At 73.3% G+C, this 14,888-nt stretch carries 11 protein-coding genes; 3 read left to right on the top strand and 8 right to left on the bottom strand.

Annotated elements, in window-relative coordinates; genetic code table 11:
* Positions 1–26 precede the first annotated feature (26 nt).
* The 5 genes from ACZ4TO_RS31265 to ACZ4TO_RS31245 form a co-directional block, all read right to left on the bottom strand.
* The gene (locus ACZ4TO_RS31265; protein WP_468025973.1) at positions 27–563 is read right to left on the bottom strand and encodes a 2'-5' RNA ligase family protein; all 537 of its coding nucleotides are present in this window, start codon (positions 561–563) and stop codon (positions 27–29) included.
* Between the two features lie 124 nt (positions 564–687).
* Complete coding sequence (locus ACZ4TO_RS31260; RefSeq protein WP_385041417.1) at positions 688–1,293, bottom strand: hypothetical protein; 606 nt, start codon at positions 1,291–1,293, stop codon at positions 688–690.
* 376 nt (positions 1,294–1,669) lie between these two features.
* On the bottom strand, positions 1,670–2,635 hold the full coding sequence (locus tag ACZ4TO_RS31255) for an NAD(P)H-dependent flavin oxidoreductase (RefSeq protein WP_468025972.1): 966 nt from the start codon (positions 2,633–2,635) through the stop codon (positions 1,670–1,672).
* 105 nt (positions 2,636–2,740) lie between these two features.
* Positions 2,741–3,175, bottom strand: coding sequence for a hypothetical protein (locus tag ACZ4TO_RS31250; RefSeq protein ID WP_468025971.1), 435 nt, complete (start codon positions 3,173–3,175; stop codon positions 2,741–2,743).
* Between the two features lie 171 nt (positions 3,176–3,346).
* Positions 3,347–4,084 carry a TOPRIM nucleotidyl transferase/hydrolase domain-containing protein gene (locus tag ACZ4TO_RS31245; protein ID WP_468025970.1) on the bottom strand — a complete coding sequence of 246 codons (738 nt, stop codon included), beginning with the start codon at positions 4,082–4,084 and terminating at the stop codon, positions 3,347–3,349.
* Between the two features lie 177 nt (positions 4,085–4,261).
* Between ACZ4TO_RS31245 and ACZ4TO_RS31240 the strand changes: the two genes are divergently transcribed.
* From ACZ4TO_RS31240 to ACZ4TO_RS31230, 3 genes are read left to right on the top strand one after another with little or no spacing between them, the layout of a single operon-like run.
* The gene (locus tag ACZ4TO_RS31240; protein WP_382778879.1) at positions 4,262–5,479 is read left to right on the top strand and encodes a PP2C family protein-serine/threonine phosphatase; all 1,218 of its coding nucleotides are present in this window, start codon (positions 4,262–4,264) and stop codon (positions 5,477–5,479) included.
* A gap of 53 nt (positions 5,480–5,532) precedes the next feature.
* Entirely contained in the window at positions 5,533–7,143 is a 1,611-nt protein-coding gene (locus tag ACZ4TO_RS31235; protein ID WP_468025969.1) for a sensor histidine kinase, read from the top strand.
* Positions 7,140–7,589 (top strand): response regulator, encoded by a 450-nt coding sequence (locus ACZ4TO_RS31230; RefSeq protein ID WP_382778582.1) that lies wholly within the window; start codon positions 7,140–7,142, stop codon positions 7,587–7,589. Before ACZ4TO_RS31235 ends, ACZ4TO_RS31230 begins: the two co-directional genes overlap by 4 nt.
* Here ACZ4TO_RS31230 and ACZ4TO_RS31225 read toward each other — a convergent pair whose 3' ends face one another.
* The 3 genes from ACZ4TO_RS31225 to ACZ4TO_RS31215 are packed head-to-tail and all read right to left on the bottom strand — an operon-like array spanning position 7,590 to position 14,769.
* The gene (locus tag ACZ4TO_RS31225; RefSeq protein WP_468025968.1) at positions 7,590–9,665 is read right to left on the bottom strand and encodes a hypothetical protein; all 2,076 of its coding nucleotides are present in this window, start codon (positions 9,663–9,665) and stop codon (positions 7,590–7,592) included.
* Positions 9,662–13,612 carry a vWA domain-containing protein gene (locus ACZ4TO_RS31220; protein ID WP_468025967.1) on the bottom strand — a complete coding sequence of 1,317 codons (3,951 nt, stop codon included), beginning with the start codon at positions 13,610–13,612 and terminating at the stop codon, positions 9,662–9,664. The genes ACZ4TO_RS31225 and ACZ4TO_RS31220 overlap by 4 nt, the downstream gene beginning before the upstream one ends.
* Complete coding sequence (locus ACZ4TO_RS31215; RefSeq protein WP_382778579.1) at positions 13,609–14,769, bottom strand: ATP-binding protein; 1,161 nt, start codon at positions 14,767–14,769, stop codon at positions 13,609–13,611. Before ACZ4TO_RS31215 ends, ACZ4TO_RS31220 begins: the two co-directional genes overlap by 4 nt.
* Positions 14,770–14,888: the final 119 nt, after the last annotated feature.

The following is a 14,888-nucleotide window of genomic DNA, read 5'->3' as shown; positions in this document are numbered from 1 at the left end:
ACTGGCCGGTCCCTCCTCTTCCCGGATCACCCCAGCGCGAATGACGCCCGCTGCCGCCAGCGTGATCCGTCATGGACCATCAGATCGACCGACGCCACGCGGGTGACGATGGGGAGTCCGTCTCGAAGCCCGGCTTCCGCCTCGTCCAGGATGGTGTCGTCCTGCCCCTGGGCGATGGTCAGATGCGGCACGATCTCGGCGAACTGGCCGCCGAACGGCGGGGTTTCGGGCCACCGGTCCACGACGGCCTCGGTGAGCGCGCGGAACGGGGCGGCCGGCTCCGGGGCGAGATACAGAACCCCCGGGAAGCGACCGCACCCCTCGAACCGCGCCTCGAAGGCCTTGTGCCGCCCGATCACGTCGGCGATGGCGGCCAAGGTGTCGCCGTCGAAGCGACTCTCGGGGAGGAAGGGGAAGAGCACCGTGACATGGGCCGGCATGCCGGAAGGGACGGACGGATCCAGCCGGTCCCGCCACGCTCGTACAGCGGCCTCCGCCTCGGGAACCGTCACCACCAGTCCGGACTGGGCTACTTGACTGGTGCTGGAGTCGTTGCCTGTCATCGTCCCTGTCTAGCGGCGGACGAGGCGGTCCGCGACCGATTTCCAAGGTTGGCGTTCCGCACCGCTGTCGCTGTCGCTGTCGCTGTCGCTGTCGCTGTCGCCGGCGCCGGCGCCGGCGCCGTCGTCACGGTCGCAGGCCTGCTTGCCTGAGGGACAGCCTGGACAGGTCCGCGATCACCCGCTGGTCGCCGCGGCGCCAGGCGTCGGCCAGGCCGCCCGGTGGGGTGGGGACTGCTGTGAGGGCGCGCTGTGGTCCGGTCAGGGCGCGCAGCGCGAGCAGGTCCGCGCCTCCGGGAGCGTCCAGGAGGCGACGGGTGGTGGCACTGCGCCGGATCCAGCGAACGCGCGGCGGAAGCCACAGCACCAGGACGAACGCCACCGACAGCACGATCAGGGCGATCGCGGCGAGCAGGGCTACGCGCCCCACCAGGTCCTCCAGCGACTGCCCGGCGTCGGACAGGCCGGTGGCCGCGTCGGCGGCGGACCGGAGCGGCTTCTTCAGGGTGTCGCCGACGAGCGGCACCTTCGAAGCCGCGTCACCGGCGTCGTCGAGACCGTTGGAGAGACTGTTGCCCGCGCTCTGGGCCTCTCGCCCCGGCTCGGCCAGCAGCATGATCGCGTGGTGGACCACCAGGGCGAACTTCACCGCGGCCGCGATGAGTGCCACGGCGATCAGGTCGGCGACCACCTGACGGCTCCGACGCGCTGGGGTCTGGGCGTAAAGGCGCATGGGCGTGCTCCTGTTCCGGCGATGGGGGAGCGAGCAGAGGGCGAGCTGGGGCGAGCGGTGGCACTGTGCCGGCGGTCGAGGCGGCAGAGGTCAAGGGGGCTTGCGGTCAAGGGGGCAGCGGTCAAAGGAGTAGGGGCCAACCAGGGCGGAGGCCGACGGTGGCTCTCCCCGGGGGCTGAGGGGCGGACTCGGACGGTTTCTCGCGGCAATGGTGACATTCCGTCAGTACGACTTCCCGTCTTTCGTCAAGTCGCACCTGGCGTGGTGCGCTAGGAGGGAAGTGGGGTTCCCGTCAGCGGTGGCGGCTGCTCCGGCGCCCAAGCGCCGCCCCGGTCAGGTGCAGCGTCCCGCGCGGGCCAGTGCCTGACCGCCTCGGTCACGTGCTGCGTCCCGCGCGGGCCAGTGCCTGACCGGCCTCGGACGCGAGGGTGGCGACGAGCTCGGCCGCGGGCCGCAGGTCGGTGACGAGGTCGACGCCCTCGCCCGCCCAGACCGGCTGCGCGGGCACGTCCCCGCTCGCCACGTCGGCCTCATACGCCAGGCGTGCCGCCTCGGGATCCGCCGCGAGTTCCGTCTCCCGGCCCCGCCAACGGTCGAGGTACGGGTGACCCAGTGTGCGAGCCGTGTACTTCGACGGCCATCGGGAGCTCCGGGCGATGTCCAGGATCCGATTGCGCTCCGTGTCCTGACCGCGCCCGTCCAGGAGCGCCTTCGCGGTCGACGGATCGACGAGGGCCTCGGCGGTGGCCTGGAAACGGGTGCCGATGACCGCCCCGGCGGCGCCCAGAGCCAGAACCGCCGCGACACCCCGGCCGTCCGCGATCCCGCCCGCCGCCAGCACCGGTACGCCCCCGGCCAGGTCCACGACGACGGGTACGAACGGAAGGGTGGACCGTCCGTGCCGGGCGCCGTGCCCGCCGCTCTCCGTGCCCTGCGCCACGACGACATCCGCCCCGACGTCCAATGCCCGTCTGGCTTCGTCGAGATCGGTGACCTGGACGATCACGGCCGCACCGGCCTCACGGGCCCGTTCGGTGTACGGGCCGGGATCGCCGAACGAGAACATCACGGCCGCCGGACCGAACTCCAGGGCCTGCTCGATCACGGCCGGGCGGACCGCCCAGGTCTGGAACCCGACACCCCACGGCTTCCCGGCCCCGGCGACGATCGGCAGCTCACGCGCGAGCCAGTCCGGATCACCCCCTCCGGCACCCAGCAGACCGAGTCCGCCCCCACGCGAGACGGCCGCGGCCAGCTCACCGCCGGCCGATCCACCCATGGGAGCCAGGGCGATCGGATGCTCGACACCGAACAACGCCGTGAACGCGGTCGACAGGGCCATGACGGCAATCATCCCCTTCTCGGCCGCCATCATGTGCTTGCGGGACCTGCCGCCAGAATCGGGTCCCGGCATTCGCGAAGCCGCGAGGACGGCGGCCTCCAGGCGTCAGGGCCGGGGAGCGCTCCGCGGGTCGACGAATCCGCCCACGCCGTCGTCCCGGAAGGTGACGGCTTCCTCGCCGATACCGAGAGCGTCGAGCAGGATGCCGAGCGCCGCATCGACATCGGACTGAGCGCGGTGGACCCAGACGAAGACATCGGGGTAGGGGTTGCCCTCCAGACGGCTGAGCGCGAAATCGATCCTCTTGACTCTGAACATGGCCGCCTCCACCCGGCCCAGATCCTCCCAGCTCTGTTCGATGTCCAAGCGCAGCCGCGCGGCCAGGACCTCCAGGGACGGCGACAGGCCGGCGACCAGCCGGAACGAGCTCGCCGCGTACTCCCACATGCCGGCCTGCAACGCGGGGTTTCGTTTCCCACCCTGGTACGACGGCGCGCTCTCCCAGTCCGGCTCCGGCCCAGGAACCTCGATCTCCGTCACGCGTCCTCCCCGCCCTGCCGCTCAGCCCTGACACCTCACTCTAGAAGCCGGGCTCCTGGCGCCAGGGATCACCGGAGGGATCACCAGCTCTCGTCCCGGGCCCGTCGAGGACGGGGCGAGCATGGACGCGGGCCGGTCGGTCCTCACGCGTGCGCGCGCCGAACGGAGCGGTCACACGTCGGCGAGCAACGCGTCGAGCGGGGCCGGTACACGGTCGGGTGGGAGGGCCTCGACGAGGACGCGGCCGTAGTGGATCTTGCGGCCCTTCTTCGTGCCGAGGAAACGCCTCAACTGCCGTTGGGGGGAGCGGCCGTGCTGGGCGGGCTGGCGGACGAAGGTCCGCAGGGCCCGTAGATCGCCCTCCGCCTGGATCAACTCCTCCACCCGGGGCACTCCCAGCGCACGGATGAGTTCGTCCTCCAGATCGGCCGAGCAGACGAAGAACGCGCTTCGCCGTGACCCGTCGCCTTCCACGGCGTTCCGTGCCCGTTCCATGGTGTTTCGTTCCCGTTCCACGGCATGCTGATCCCGTGCCACGGCATGTTGATCCCGTTTCGCGGCGTTCTGTTCCCGCTCTGGTGGGTTCTCTTCCAGGGCCCGGGCGTAGTAACCCCGTTCCGCCTCGTCGCACAGTCCCGTGAGACGCAGGCCCAGGCCCGTCGGGCCGAGGATGCGGGCGAAGCGGCCGACGCTCATGGCGCCGTTCATCGCCAGGACGCAGATTCCCTCGGCCTCCAGGTCCCGGCCGCGGCTCTCGGCGAGTGCCTCGACCGCCGCGAGATCGCTCGGCCCTTCGAGCAGCACGACCGTCTTCACGGACAAAGCGGCCGCCGACTCGCGCGCGAGGTCCCCGGTGCCGCCGGCCGCCCAGGTGGTCACCGTCTCCCGGAACGTCCCCATGTCGGTCATGCGCCGAGTCTGAGCCCTTCCCGCCCGGCGGGGTATCGAATTTCCGGCGGCGGCGCCCCGACCATGAAGTCCTCCTCGAAGTCCTCCCCGCGTACGTTCGTGCGGGCGTGAGTATGCTCGCGGAGTTGTCCGTCATGAAGCGGCGGAGTGGTGGCGGGTGTGGGGGTTCATTCAATGATGACGTCGCAGCCCGGGGCTGCCGGCGTGGCTTCGCCCGAGCTGGAGCGCGCCGCGGCCTGGGGGACGGAAGAGCCGTCAGTGCTGCTGATCGAGGACGACCCGGGCGACGCGCTGCTCGTGGAGGAGATGGTCGCCGACAGCGCGCTCGGCATGCGCCTGCGCTGGGTACGGTCGATGGCCGAGGCCTGTGACGTGCTCGCGTCCGAGGTCCCCGACTGCGTACTGCTCGACCTGCACCTCCCGGACGCGCAGGGCCTGGAAGCGGTGTCGAGAGTGCGCGAGCGCGCCGAGCACGTCGCCGTCGTGGTCCTCACCGGACTCGCCGAGGAGGGGACCGGTCTGGCGGCGGTGGCCGCGGGAGCGCAGGACTACCTGGTCAAGGGCCGGGTCGAGCCCGAGTTGTTCGGACGGGCGGTCCGCTACGCGATCCAGCGCAAGCAGGCCGAGCGGGACGCCGTGGCCCTGCAGGCCAGCCAGATGCAGGCTCGGGAGAACGCCCGTCTGGAACGCGGCCTGCTGCCGCGCCCGCTGCTGCGCGGGGACGGCGTCGAGGTCGTGACCCGCTACCGCCCCGGCCGGGCACACGCGCTCCTTGGCGGTGACTTCTACGACATCGTGCAGACCGCCGACGGCACCGTGCACGCCCTGATCGGTGACGTCTCCGGGCACGGTCCGGACGAGGCGGCCCTCGGGGTCGCGTTGCGCATAGCCTGGCGTACGCTCGTGCTCAGCGGTGTCACCGGCGCCGACCAGGTGGGTCGGCTCGAGGAGATCCTGCTGGCCGAGCGGGCCAAGAGCGGGGTCTTCGCCACCCTGGTCATCCTCAGTGTCGGCCCCGGCCGGCGGAGCGCCCGGATGGTGCGCGCGGGTCATCACGGCGTCCTGCTGTGCGGGACCGGAGGGGTCGAGTGGGTGGAGGTCCCGGGCGGCCCCGCGCTCGGCATCGTTCCGGGCGGGGCGCGCTGGCCCGTGGAGGAGGTGCCGCTCCCGGAGGGCACCGCGATGGTGCTGTTCACCGACGGCCTCTTCGAGGGGCGCGTGGGCCGCGGCACGGAGCGGCTGGGCGAGGAAGGACTGCTGACGATGGCCCGTGAGCTGGCCGGTCGGCCTCCGGAGGCGTTCGTCGACGGACTCATCGACCGGGCCGAGACCCTGGCCGAGGCGCAGGGCGGGCTGGCCGACGACGTCGCCGTGCTCTATCTGCGCTGGCGCTGACACCGGTGAACGGCGAGCGTGAGAAAACTGACTTCGAGGACGGGACACGGAACATGACCGGCGCACGATGGGCCGGACGTCGGCTGACGGTACAGGGCTGGATCAGGCTGGTACTGGCGCTCATGTCCCTGGTGGTGATCGTGGGCGCCGTGATCGGGGGCGCGCTGCTCCAGCGGACGGCCTCGGTCACCGACCATCTGCTCCTGGACGTCAAGCCCGCGCAGACGGAGGCGTACCGGCTGCAGGCGGCCCTGGTGAACCAGGAGACGGGCATCCGTGGCTACGCCATCGCGGCGGACCGACAGTTCCTTGCCCCCTACGAACAGGGACAGCAGGACGAGGCACACGCCGTCGCCCGGTTGCGTGCCCTCATCGGCGACCGTTCCGAACTGCTCGGCGATCTGCAGAGGGTCGAGAAGCGGGCGGCCGACTGGCGGCGGACCTACGCCGAACCCCTCGTCGGCAGCATCACACCGGGCAAGCCGCGCACGATCGACTCGTCGACCGCCGAACGCGGCAAGAAGTCCTTCGACCGTATCCGTGGCGCCTCGGCCGAGCAGATCGCCGGACTGGCGGCGGCGGTCGAAGACGGCCAGGACCAGTTGGAGTCCTCACGGAAGATCCGCGACGCGGTGCTCACCGCCATGGTGGTGGTGTTCCTGCTGACCGGTGTCGTGCTGACGTTCCTGATCCGCGCCCTGGTGACACGTCCGCTGGACGACCTGCGCATCGCCACCCGGCGGGTGGCGCAGGGCGACTTCGACCATGTCATCGCCGGCGGCGGGCCCGTCGATCTCACCGCCGTGGCGGGGGACGTCGAGAACATGCGTCAGCGCATCGTCGCCGAACTGGGCGCGTCCCGCGAGCAGCGGGAGATCCTCACCCGGCAGACCGCCGACCTGGACGCGCAGGCCGTCGAGCTCCGCCGCTCCAACGCCGAACTCGAACAGTTCGCCTACGTGGCCTCCCACGACCTGCAGGAACCCCTGCGGAAGGTCGCCTCGTTCTGCCAACTGCTGGAGAAGCGCTACGGCGACCAACTGGACGACCGCGCGGGGCAGTACATCGGCTTCGCCGTCGACGGCGCCAAGCGCATGCAGATCCTCATCAACGACCTGCTCACCTTCTCCCGCGTCGGCCGGGTCAACGACGCCCGCCTGCCGATCGATCTCGACCAGGCCCTCAACAAGGCACTGGCCAACCTGGACAGTTCGGTCACCGACAGCGGCGCACGCATCGACCGGCCGGACGAACTCCCCCAGGTCGTCGGGGATCCGACCCTGGCCACGATGCTCTGGCAGAACCTGATCGGCAACGCCGTCAAGTTCCGTCACCCCGACCGCACCCCGCACATCAACATCACCTGCGCGCGCGACCCGGAGGACTCCGGCGCCTGGCGCTTCTGCGTCACCGACAACGGCATCGGGATCCCCGGCGAGTTCGAGGAGAAGGTCTTCGTCATCTTCCAGCGGCTGCACGCCCGCGATGCCTACGGTGGGACGGGCATCGGCCTCGCGCTGTGCAAGAAGATCGTCGAATACCACGGCGGCCGCATCTGGATCGACACCACCCACACCGACGGCACACGTTTCTGCTTCACCCTCCCGTCCGCCGACACGGCGGACACCCTTCACGACGGCACCGAGGACAAGGCCCTGATATGACAACTCCCGCCGGCACCCCCATCGACGTCCTCCTCGTCGAGGACGACCCGGGCGACGAGCTGATGACCCGGGAGGCGTTCGAGGACAACAAGATCGGCAACACGCTCCACGTGGTGCGCGACGGCGAGGAGGCACTCGACTTCCTCTACCGGCGCGGCGCCCACGCCGACGCGCCCCGGCCCGACCTGATCCTCCTCGACCTCAACCTGCCCAAGTACGACGGCCGTCAGGTCCTGGAGCAGATCAAGTCGGACCCTGCCCTCTCCCACATCCCGGTCGTCGTCCTCACCACCTCGGCCGCGGAGGAGGACATCCTGCGCAGCTACAGACTGCACGCCAACGCCTACGTCACCAAGCCCGTCGACCTGGACCAGTTCATCGCGGCCGTCCGCCAGATCGACGACTTCTTCGTGCAGGTGGTGCGCCTGCCACGCCAGAACGGCTGATCAGGAACCGGCGGCCGCCGGCTGCCAGGTCGCCTGGACCAAGGCTCGTTCGACGCCCGCGAGATAGACGGCCGCGGCGAGCCAGGCACGGGCGTAGCGGTCCGGATCGGCCCCGCCGGCGCGGCCGAAGACGTCACGCGTGCGCCGGTCGGCCTCCTCGGTGAGGCCCGCCGCCAGATCCGCGGCCGTCGGGAAACCACCGCGCCGCAAGGCCGGCCCGTCCCCGCGCAGGTCGCCGTCGCGCGCGGGCTCCGCCACCGCTCTGCGGCCGCCCGACACGGCGACCTCGACCAGTCGCCGCAGCCGCCACAGCGGGGCCTGCGCCAGCGGATCCGGCGTTTCGTGGGCCGCCCCGTCCACTGCGGACACCGCGGCGGCCTCTACGACATCCTGTGGCGGGAAGTGGGAGCCCTCCAGCCGGTTGTAGCCCAGGTCTGCGTGCCCTTGCCATTCCGCGGGCAGCCGCAGCGTCGCCTCCGTTCCCGGCAGCGGCGCGACGGCCAGCGGTCGGAGCGTGGCGGCGCGGTCCGGGTCCAGGCGGCCGACGACCCGCAATCGCAGCCCCGGCCGGGAAGCGAGCCGGCGGAAGTTGGCCGTGTGGGTGAGCCCCGGGTGGTCGGCGGCCGGGGCCAGCCGCATCAGGATGCCCTCACTGTCCGGCCGTCCGGCGGGCAGCTCCCGGGCGATCAGGTGGTCCCCGGCCGCTCCGACGATGACGAGATCGCAGCCGACCAGCTCCCGGGCCGCCTGCTCGGCGCGCTCCGGGTCGGCGTCCGGCGCCGCGCCCAGCCGTTCGGCGACGGTCGCGGCGAGCGGACGCCCGAACAGGGCGGCGAGCGGCCCCGAGGACCACGACCCGCCCGCGAGCGGAGTCGCCCGCACCCCCTTTCCGGAGCCGAGCCGGCCGTCCGCGGACACCGTGGCACCGGAGATCAGCAGCCCGCCGCGGGAGAGCTGGGCGTGATCGAGGTTCCCCGAACCGAGCGCCACGGTCGCGGTGACCGCGCCCTGGGCACGAGCGGGTCCGCCCGGCTTGACGTCGGCGACCGAGTACCAGCGGCCGTCCTCGGCGACGACATGGGTGACCACGCCGCTGTAGCCGGTCGCGGCGATGACCGGCTCACTGCACACCCCGTGGATGCGCAGGCTGCCGCCCGGCCGGTAGGCGCGACGGGCGGTGCCGATCAGTGCGGACCCCGGGGCTTGCGAGCCCAACAGGGCCGTGGTGAGGAGCAGTTCCCGTACCTGTGCGACGAGGTCGGCCAGCCGGTGGCCGTCCTGGCGGGCACGCGCGCCACGCAGCCCGCGTACGACCCGCAGCGCGGCCGCCTCGGCGCGGTGCAGTCCGGCGAGCCGGGCCGTGTGCGCGGCCCGCAGCAACTCGGCCTGGGGGACCGCGCCCGCGGCGGGCACCCCGGCGGCGAGCAACGCCGCGGCCGCCGACCAGAGTTCGGACGCGGCGGCCCGCTGGGCCTCGGTGAGGGAGACAACCTCCTCGGCCTCGATGCCGGTTCCGGCGATGGGCTGCCCGGCGGATCCCCCGGCGGATCCCCCGGCGGGCGACGCGGTGGGAGCGGCGGTGCGCGAGCCGCCGGGAGCGCCGGCCGCGGAGACACCGAGAGGGGCGGCCGGAGAAGCGACGGGAAGCGCGGACGGAGGGGCGCCGGGAGGAGCGGTCGGAGCGGCTACGGGAGCAGCAGTGGGCGCGGCGTCGGAGGCCCCGTCGGCCACCGTCTCCGAACCCACCGATTCCCCGCCGCCCGCGGTCTCCGCTTCGGCTTCCGGGTCGGCCAGCGGGCAGGCGCCGAGGACGGCGGCCCGGTGCAGGCACCGGGGTGCGAGCAGGCAACTGCACACCACCTGACCCGCGTCCGTGACCGAGCCGGACGCGCCGGGCGTGAGGGCGACCTCCGCGTCCTCACCGCACCGAACGCGCCGGACCACGCCGTCCGCGACGACCGGCAGGGCCGCGTACGAAGTGATCGTGGCGTCCAGCTTCTTGCGCAGCCTGCTGGTCAGGCCCTCCACGGCGGAGGCGACCACATCGGGTGCCACCGGGGGCAGTTCGGGGTTCAACGGGCTTCTCCGCGGAGACGGTCGCCCACCCAGCGGGCGAGGGCGAGGGGACTGAGCGCGGCGACGGGCATGCCGGCCGCGACGAGTTGCTGCGCGACGGGCACCGAGTAGCGTGGGGTGCCGGTGTCGTCCAGAGCGGCGCAGCCCATCAGATGCACCCCGGAGGTCGCCAGGGCCTGGACCTCGCCGAGGAGTCCACCCAGCGGGTAGCCCTCCTCGAAGTCGCTCACCACGACCACGAGGGTCCGGCTGGGCACGGTGACCAGGGAGCGGGCGTGACGCAGCCCGGCCGCGATGTGGGTGCCGCCGCCGACCCGTACCTCCAGGAGCAGCGACAGCGGGTCGTCGACCCGGTCCGTCAGGTCGATCACGTCCGTCGAGAACGCGAGGAAGTGCGTCGACAGAGTGGGCACGCCCCCCAGGACGGCCGCCGTCAGCGCCGACCAGATGACGGAGGCCTCCATCGACCCGGACACGTCGACCACGAGGATCAGGCGCCAGTCCGCCTCCTTGCGCGAGCGGGTGCTGAACACCGGCCGCTCGGGCACCACCACGGTTCGTCCGTCGGCCGTGCGGTGGGTGTGGGCGAGGTTGGCCCGAAGGGTGCGCGGCAGGTCGAGCCGGCCACCAGGCCGCCTCGTGGGGCGAGGTGTGGCGAGCCCGGTGAGGGCGGGGCGCATCCGGGTGGCGAGCTCCTTGGCCAGTTCGTCGACCAGACGCCGCACCAGCGGGCGCAGCCGGGCCAGTTGTTTCTCCGGCATTCCGCCCGCGAGCGACAGCACGGAGGTCAGCAGGTCGACCGAGGGGCGGACCGAGGCCGGGTCGAGTTCGGTCAGTACGTCGCTGCGGCCCTGGTCGGCGGCGCGGGCCAGCACCTCTTCCCTGACCTGTGCCCCGAACAGGGCCTCCAGCTCCGCGGCCCATTCGCGGGCCGTCGGGAAGGACGCCTCCCGGCCGCCGCCCTGTCCGGAGGCGCCGCCTTCCCGGCCGAGGTCGTAGGAGCCCTCACCGCGCCCGGTCCCGTACAGCTCGTCGAGCGCGTGCGCGTACCGGCGGGCGTTCTTCGGGAGCTTGTCGGTCTCGCGGCCGAGAAGCAGCCGCCAGCGGTCGGCGGGCGTGATCCGGACATCGGCGGACGGCGCTGTGGAGGCCGCTGTGGTTGCCGAGCGCGGGGCTGCGGCGATCGCGGCGCGCGACGGTGCGGCGGGCGCGGCGAGCGGCGATGCGATGGGTTCGGACGCGGCCGGCCCGGCCTCGGGCGGGCCGGGGATCGCGCCGATCCCGGAGTCGCCCGCTGCGGCGAGGTCCGTGTCGGCGGCCAGACCCAGCGCGCGGAGGGCCGCGCGTCCCGCCGCGTCCGCGGCCGTCCACAGCGCCAGGAGGTGCGGTGCGGCGGTGAGCGACAGGTCGGGACGGTCACCGAGCCGCTCGGTCACGGTGTGCAGGAGACGGTCGCGCCCCGCCGGGGTCAGCGTGTCGAAGCCTCCGCGCAGGGCGGGAAGCCGGTCCAGGAAGTCCTGGTCGCCGAGCGTGTCCACGCGGTCGAGGAGCGGGTCGAGCGCCGTCGGCGCCGACTGGAGCAGGGCGGCCGCGCCGCTGAGCAGCCCGCCGAGACGGCGGCCCAGCGCTTGCCGTGACTCCGGGCCGGTGGCCGTGTCGATCCAGCCCGCGGTCCGGGCGCCGAGGACGGTGGCGTCGTCGAGGTCGAGCAGCACCCGGGCGGCCAGCGCGGCGCCCTGGACGAGTGGGGAGCCGGTGCGGGCGAGGGTGCCGAGCGCGTCGTCCATCCGGAGTCCGAGGCGGTGTTCACCGGCCCGCGAGGCCAGTTCGATCAGCGCGGCCGTGTCCTCCGGACGGTCACTGCCCGCCAGTCCGGGCAGGGTGCGTACCGCCGACTCCAGCAGATCCGTGGCCAGTTCGGCGGCGGCCTGCCGGGTGTCCGGATCGGTGCCGGGCAGATGGCCGCGGCACAGGGCCTCCAACAGGTCGAGCGCGGTGAGGAGTTCGGGAAGCGTGGCCGCGGCCGGGAACAGCTCGGCGGCATCGGCGAGCCGCTCCGACACGAGCGCGGGCAGATCGCAGCGGGCGGCGGCGCCCAGGGACGCGAGGACGAGGGCGCAGGTGGGCCCGCCGTCCGCGGACTCCCGGCGGAAGGTCTCCCGCAGGGTGCCCTCGGCGGCCAGGGCCGGGGTCACACCCCGCATCCCGGCCAGATCCAGACGTACGGGGACGGCCGGCGTCCATGACACCCGCCAGCGCGTGGTGAGGGCGGACCCGTCGCCCGTACCGGCCACCGCCACGGTCTCCCCATAGCCCGCGCCGCACACGGCGAGACGCTGGAGGAGGACTTCGCGGCGGCCGTCGAGAGCGGAGCGGATCGGATCGAGCCGCAGCTCACGCGCCGCGGGGTCGTCGGGTCCTGGCAGGCGGAGGGAGGCGACCTCCGCCTCCACGCACGGGCCGAGCCCCGAGCGGGGCGTGCCCGGTGCGACGCGGCCCCGCTCGGTGCCGACCAGGACCACTTCGAGCGCCCGCGCGAGAGCACGGCCGCGGCCCAGTGGTTCGCCCTGGCCCATCACGCTCGTCAGCGCTTCGAGGACCTCGCCCCGTCCGGGTGCGGCGAGTCCGCGGACGCGCGCGAGGTCGTCCGCCATCCGCAGGGTCTCGGCGGCCTCGCCCGTACCGGCCGGGTGCCCGGCCGCACGCAGTTCCCGGCACACGTCGGTGACCGCACGCGCGGCCGCCTCCCGCACCCGCTCGGGGTCGCCGCCGGCCCTGAACACGGCCTGCTGCCAGCGAGGGTCCCGGATGCCCGCCGGATAACCGGAGCGGGAGTCCAGCAGATCGAAGGCGTAGGGGACGAGCGAGGTGACGACCTCCGCGGCGTTCGTGCGGAGACGGGCGACCTCTGTGGCATTCGTCCGAGCGCCGAGTCCGGGTTGCGTCGAGACCCCGTCGGCGTCACCGGAACCGGAAGCTGAACCTGAGCTCGAACCTGAACCTGAACCTGGGCCCGAGGTCGAACCTGAACCTGAGCTTGAACCTGAACCTGAGCCCGAGGTCGAACCTGAACCTGAGCTTGAACCCGGCATCGGATCGGCGCCCGGCCCCACGTCCGCCACCGGCGCGATCGCCGTCAGCGCCGGGGCGTGGAACGCGCCGACGACGGCGGCGACCCGGCGCCCGCCGACCGCCGTGCGGGCGATGGTCTCGCGCATGTACGCCTCACGGGCCAGGTCGAGCGCCGGAGCGCCGCCCGAGGCCTCGGCGTCGCTGCGCAGCGCCCAGCCGACGCCGAGCGCGGCCCGGCGGATCGCCTCGGGAGTGGATCCCGGGGCGAGGACCTCCACACATCGGTCCCACAGATCGTCACCGTCACGGCCGGTCCCGGACGCGGCGAGCGCGTTCCCGAAGGAGACGGCAGGGGTGACGGCAACCTCCTCGGCCACCTCGGACCGCGTGCCATGCGAAGGGGCGGACCGCGTGCCACGCGAAGGGGCGGACCGCGTGTCACCAGCGAGGGCGGAGCGCGTGTCGCCGGCAGGGGCCGGCGGCGTGTCACCCGGCGGGTAGGGACCGTCCGCGTTCCACCGCGGATCGGACATCGGCAGATCGCAGCACACCACGTCCGCTCCCCGGTCCCGCGCCCAGCGGACCGCGGCCAGCTCCGGGGAGAAGTCGGCGAACGGATAGAAGCCGAGCCTGCCGTTCTCACCGGCCCCGGCGAGCGCGACCGGCGCGAGGGTGCCCGGCGCGGCCAGATGAGGCAGCCACGCCTGGAAGTCGGCCGGCAGTTCCACGCACACGACCTCGGCCGCGCAGGCGTCGAGCAGGGCGGGCACCGCCGAGGCGAGCGCCGGACTGTGGTGCCGTACCCCCAGCAGGTACGGCGCCACCGAGTCGGCGAGGGCGGCGACGGCCGCCCGTGGTTCCTGGGTGTACGTCACCGGAGGTTCTCCCGCAGGTCCCAGAGCCTGCGCCACAGCGCGGAGCCGTCCTCGGCGCGGCGGCGCACCGGGCCGTCCCAGTAGCCGAGCAGGCGTGCGTGGTCGGCGGGGTCGTCCTTGCGGACGACGCCCAGCAGGTGACCGGGGACCAGGTCGAGGGAGTCGGCGCCGGGAAGGTACGCGGCGGCCACGCCGAGGGAGACCGCGACCTGCACCGCCTCGGCCGTCGACATGACCGTGCCGGGCCGCTCCACGTCCCAGCCCTCGGCCGACCGGCCGGCGCGGAGGTCGCGGAACACGGTGACGAGCACGTCCAGGACGGCGTCGTCGACGCCGAAGGCGGCGCCCGCCCGCTCCACGGCCGCGACGGCCTGCCGCCGCACCAGCGCGGTCTCGGCGTCGACGTCGGCGATCGGGTGCACGGTCTCGAAGTTGAAGCGGCGCTTGAGCGCGGCCGACATCTCCGAGACACCGCGGTCGCGCAGGTTGGCGGTGGCGATGACGGTGAACCCGGGGGCCGCCGCGACCTGGGCGTCGTCGGTGCCGGCCAGTTCGGGCACGCTCATCCGCCGGTCGGACAGGATCGACACCAGCGCGTCCTGCACCTCGGGCAGACAGCGGGTGATCTCCTCGACGCGGGCCACCCGCCCGGCGCGCATGGCGGCCAGCACCGGCGAGTCGACCAGTGCCTGCGGCGTCGGGCCCTGGGCGAGCAGCAGGGCGTAGTTCCACCCGTAGCGCAGGGCGTCCTCGGTGGTGCCCGCGGTGCCCTGGACGGTCAGCGCGCTGGTGCCGGAGACGGCGGCGGACAGCAGCTCGGAGAGCATCGACTTGGCCGTGCCCGGCTCACCGACCAGCAGGAGACCACGCTCCCCGGCGAGGGTGACGACACACCGTTCCACCAGGGCGCGTTCGCCGACGAACTTGGGGGCGATGACGAGTTTGTCGGGCAGCGTGTCGTGGCGCTCGGGCAGGACGAGGGGCTCGCCACCGCTGCCGCACACGAAGGTGATGACGGCGCGCGGCGTCAGCCGCCAGCCGGGCGGGCGGGGGCCCGTGTCGTGGGCGGCGAGGAAGGCGAGTTCGGTGGCGTGGCGTTCCTCGGCGGGCAGGGTCTGCCGTGCCGGAAGGGCGGTCGCCGTGTCGGTCGGGGTCATGCGTGTTCCTTGCTCGACGGGTACGTGTGGGGTGAGTTGCGGATGGTGTCCGGGGCGTGCGGTGATCAGGCGGGTCGTGAGGTGCGGAGGTGTACGGGGCGTTCGACGGCCGGGTGCGT

The sequence above is a fragment of the Streptomyces sp. NPDC028298 genome (assembly GCF_055565895.1).
Note: the sequence above shows the minus strand (reverse complement) of the source record. Positions and strands in the feature narration are given on the sequence as shown.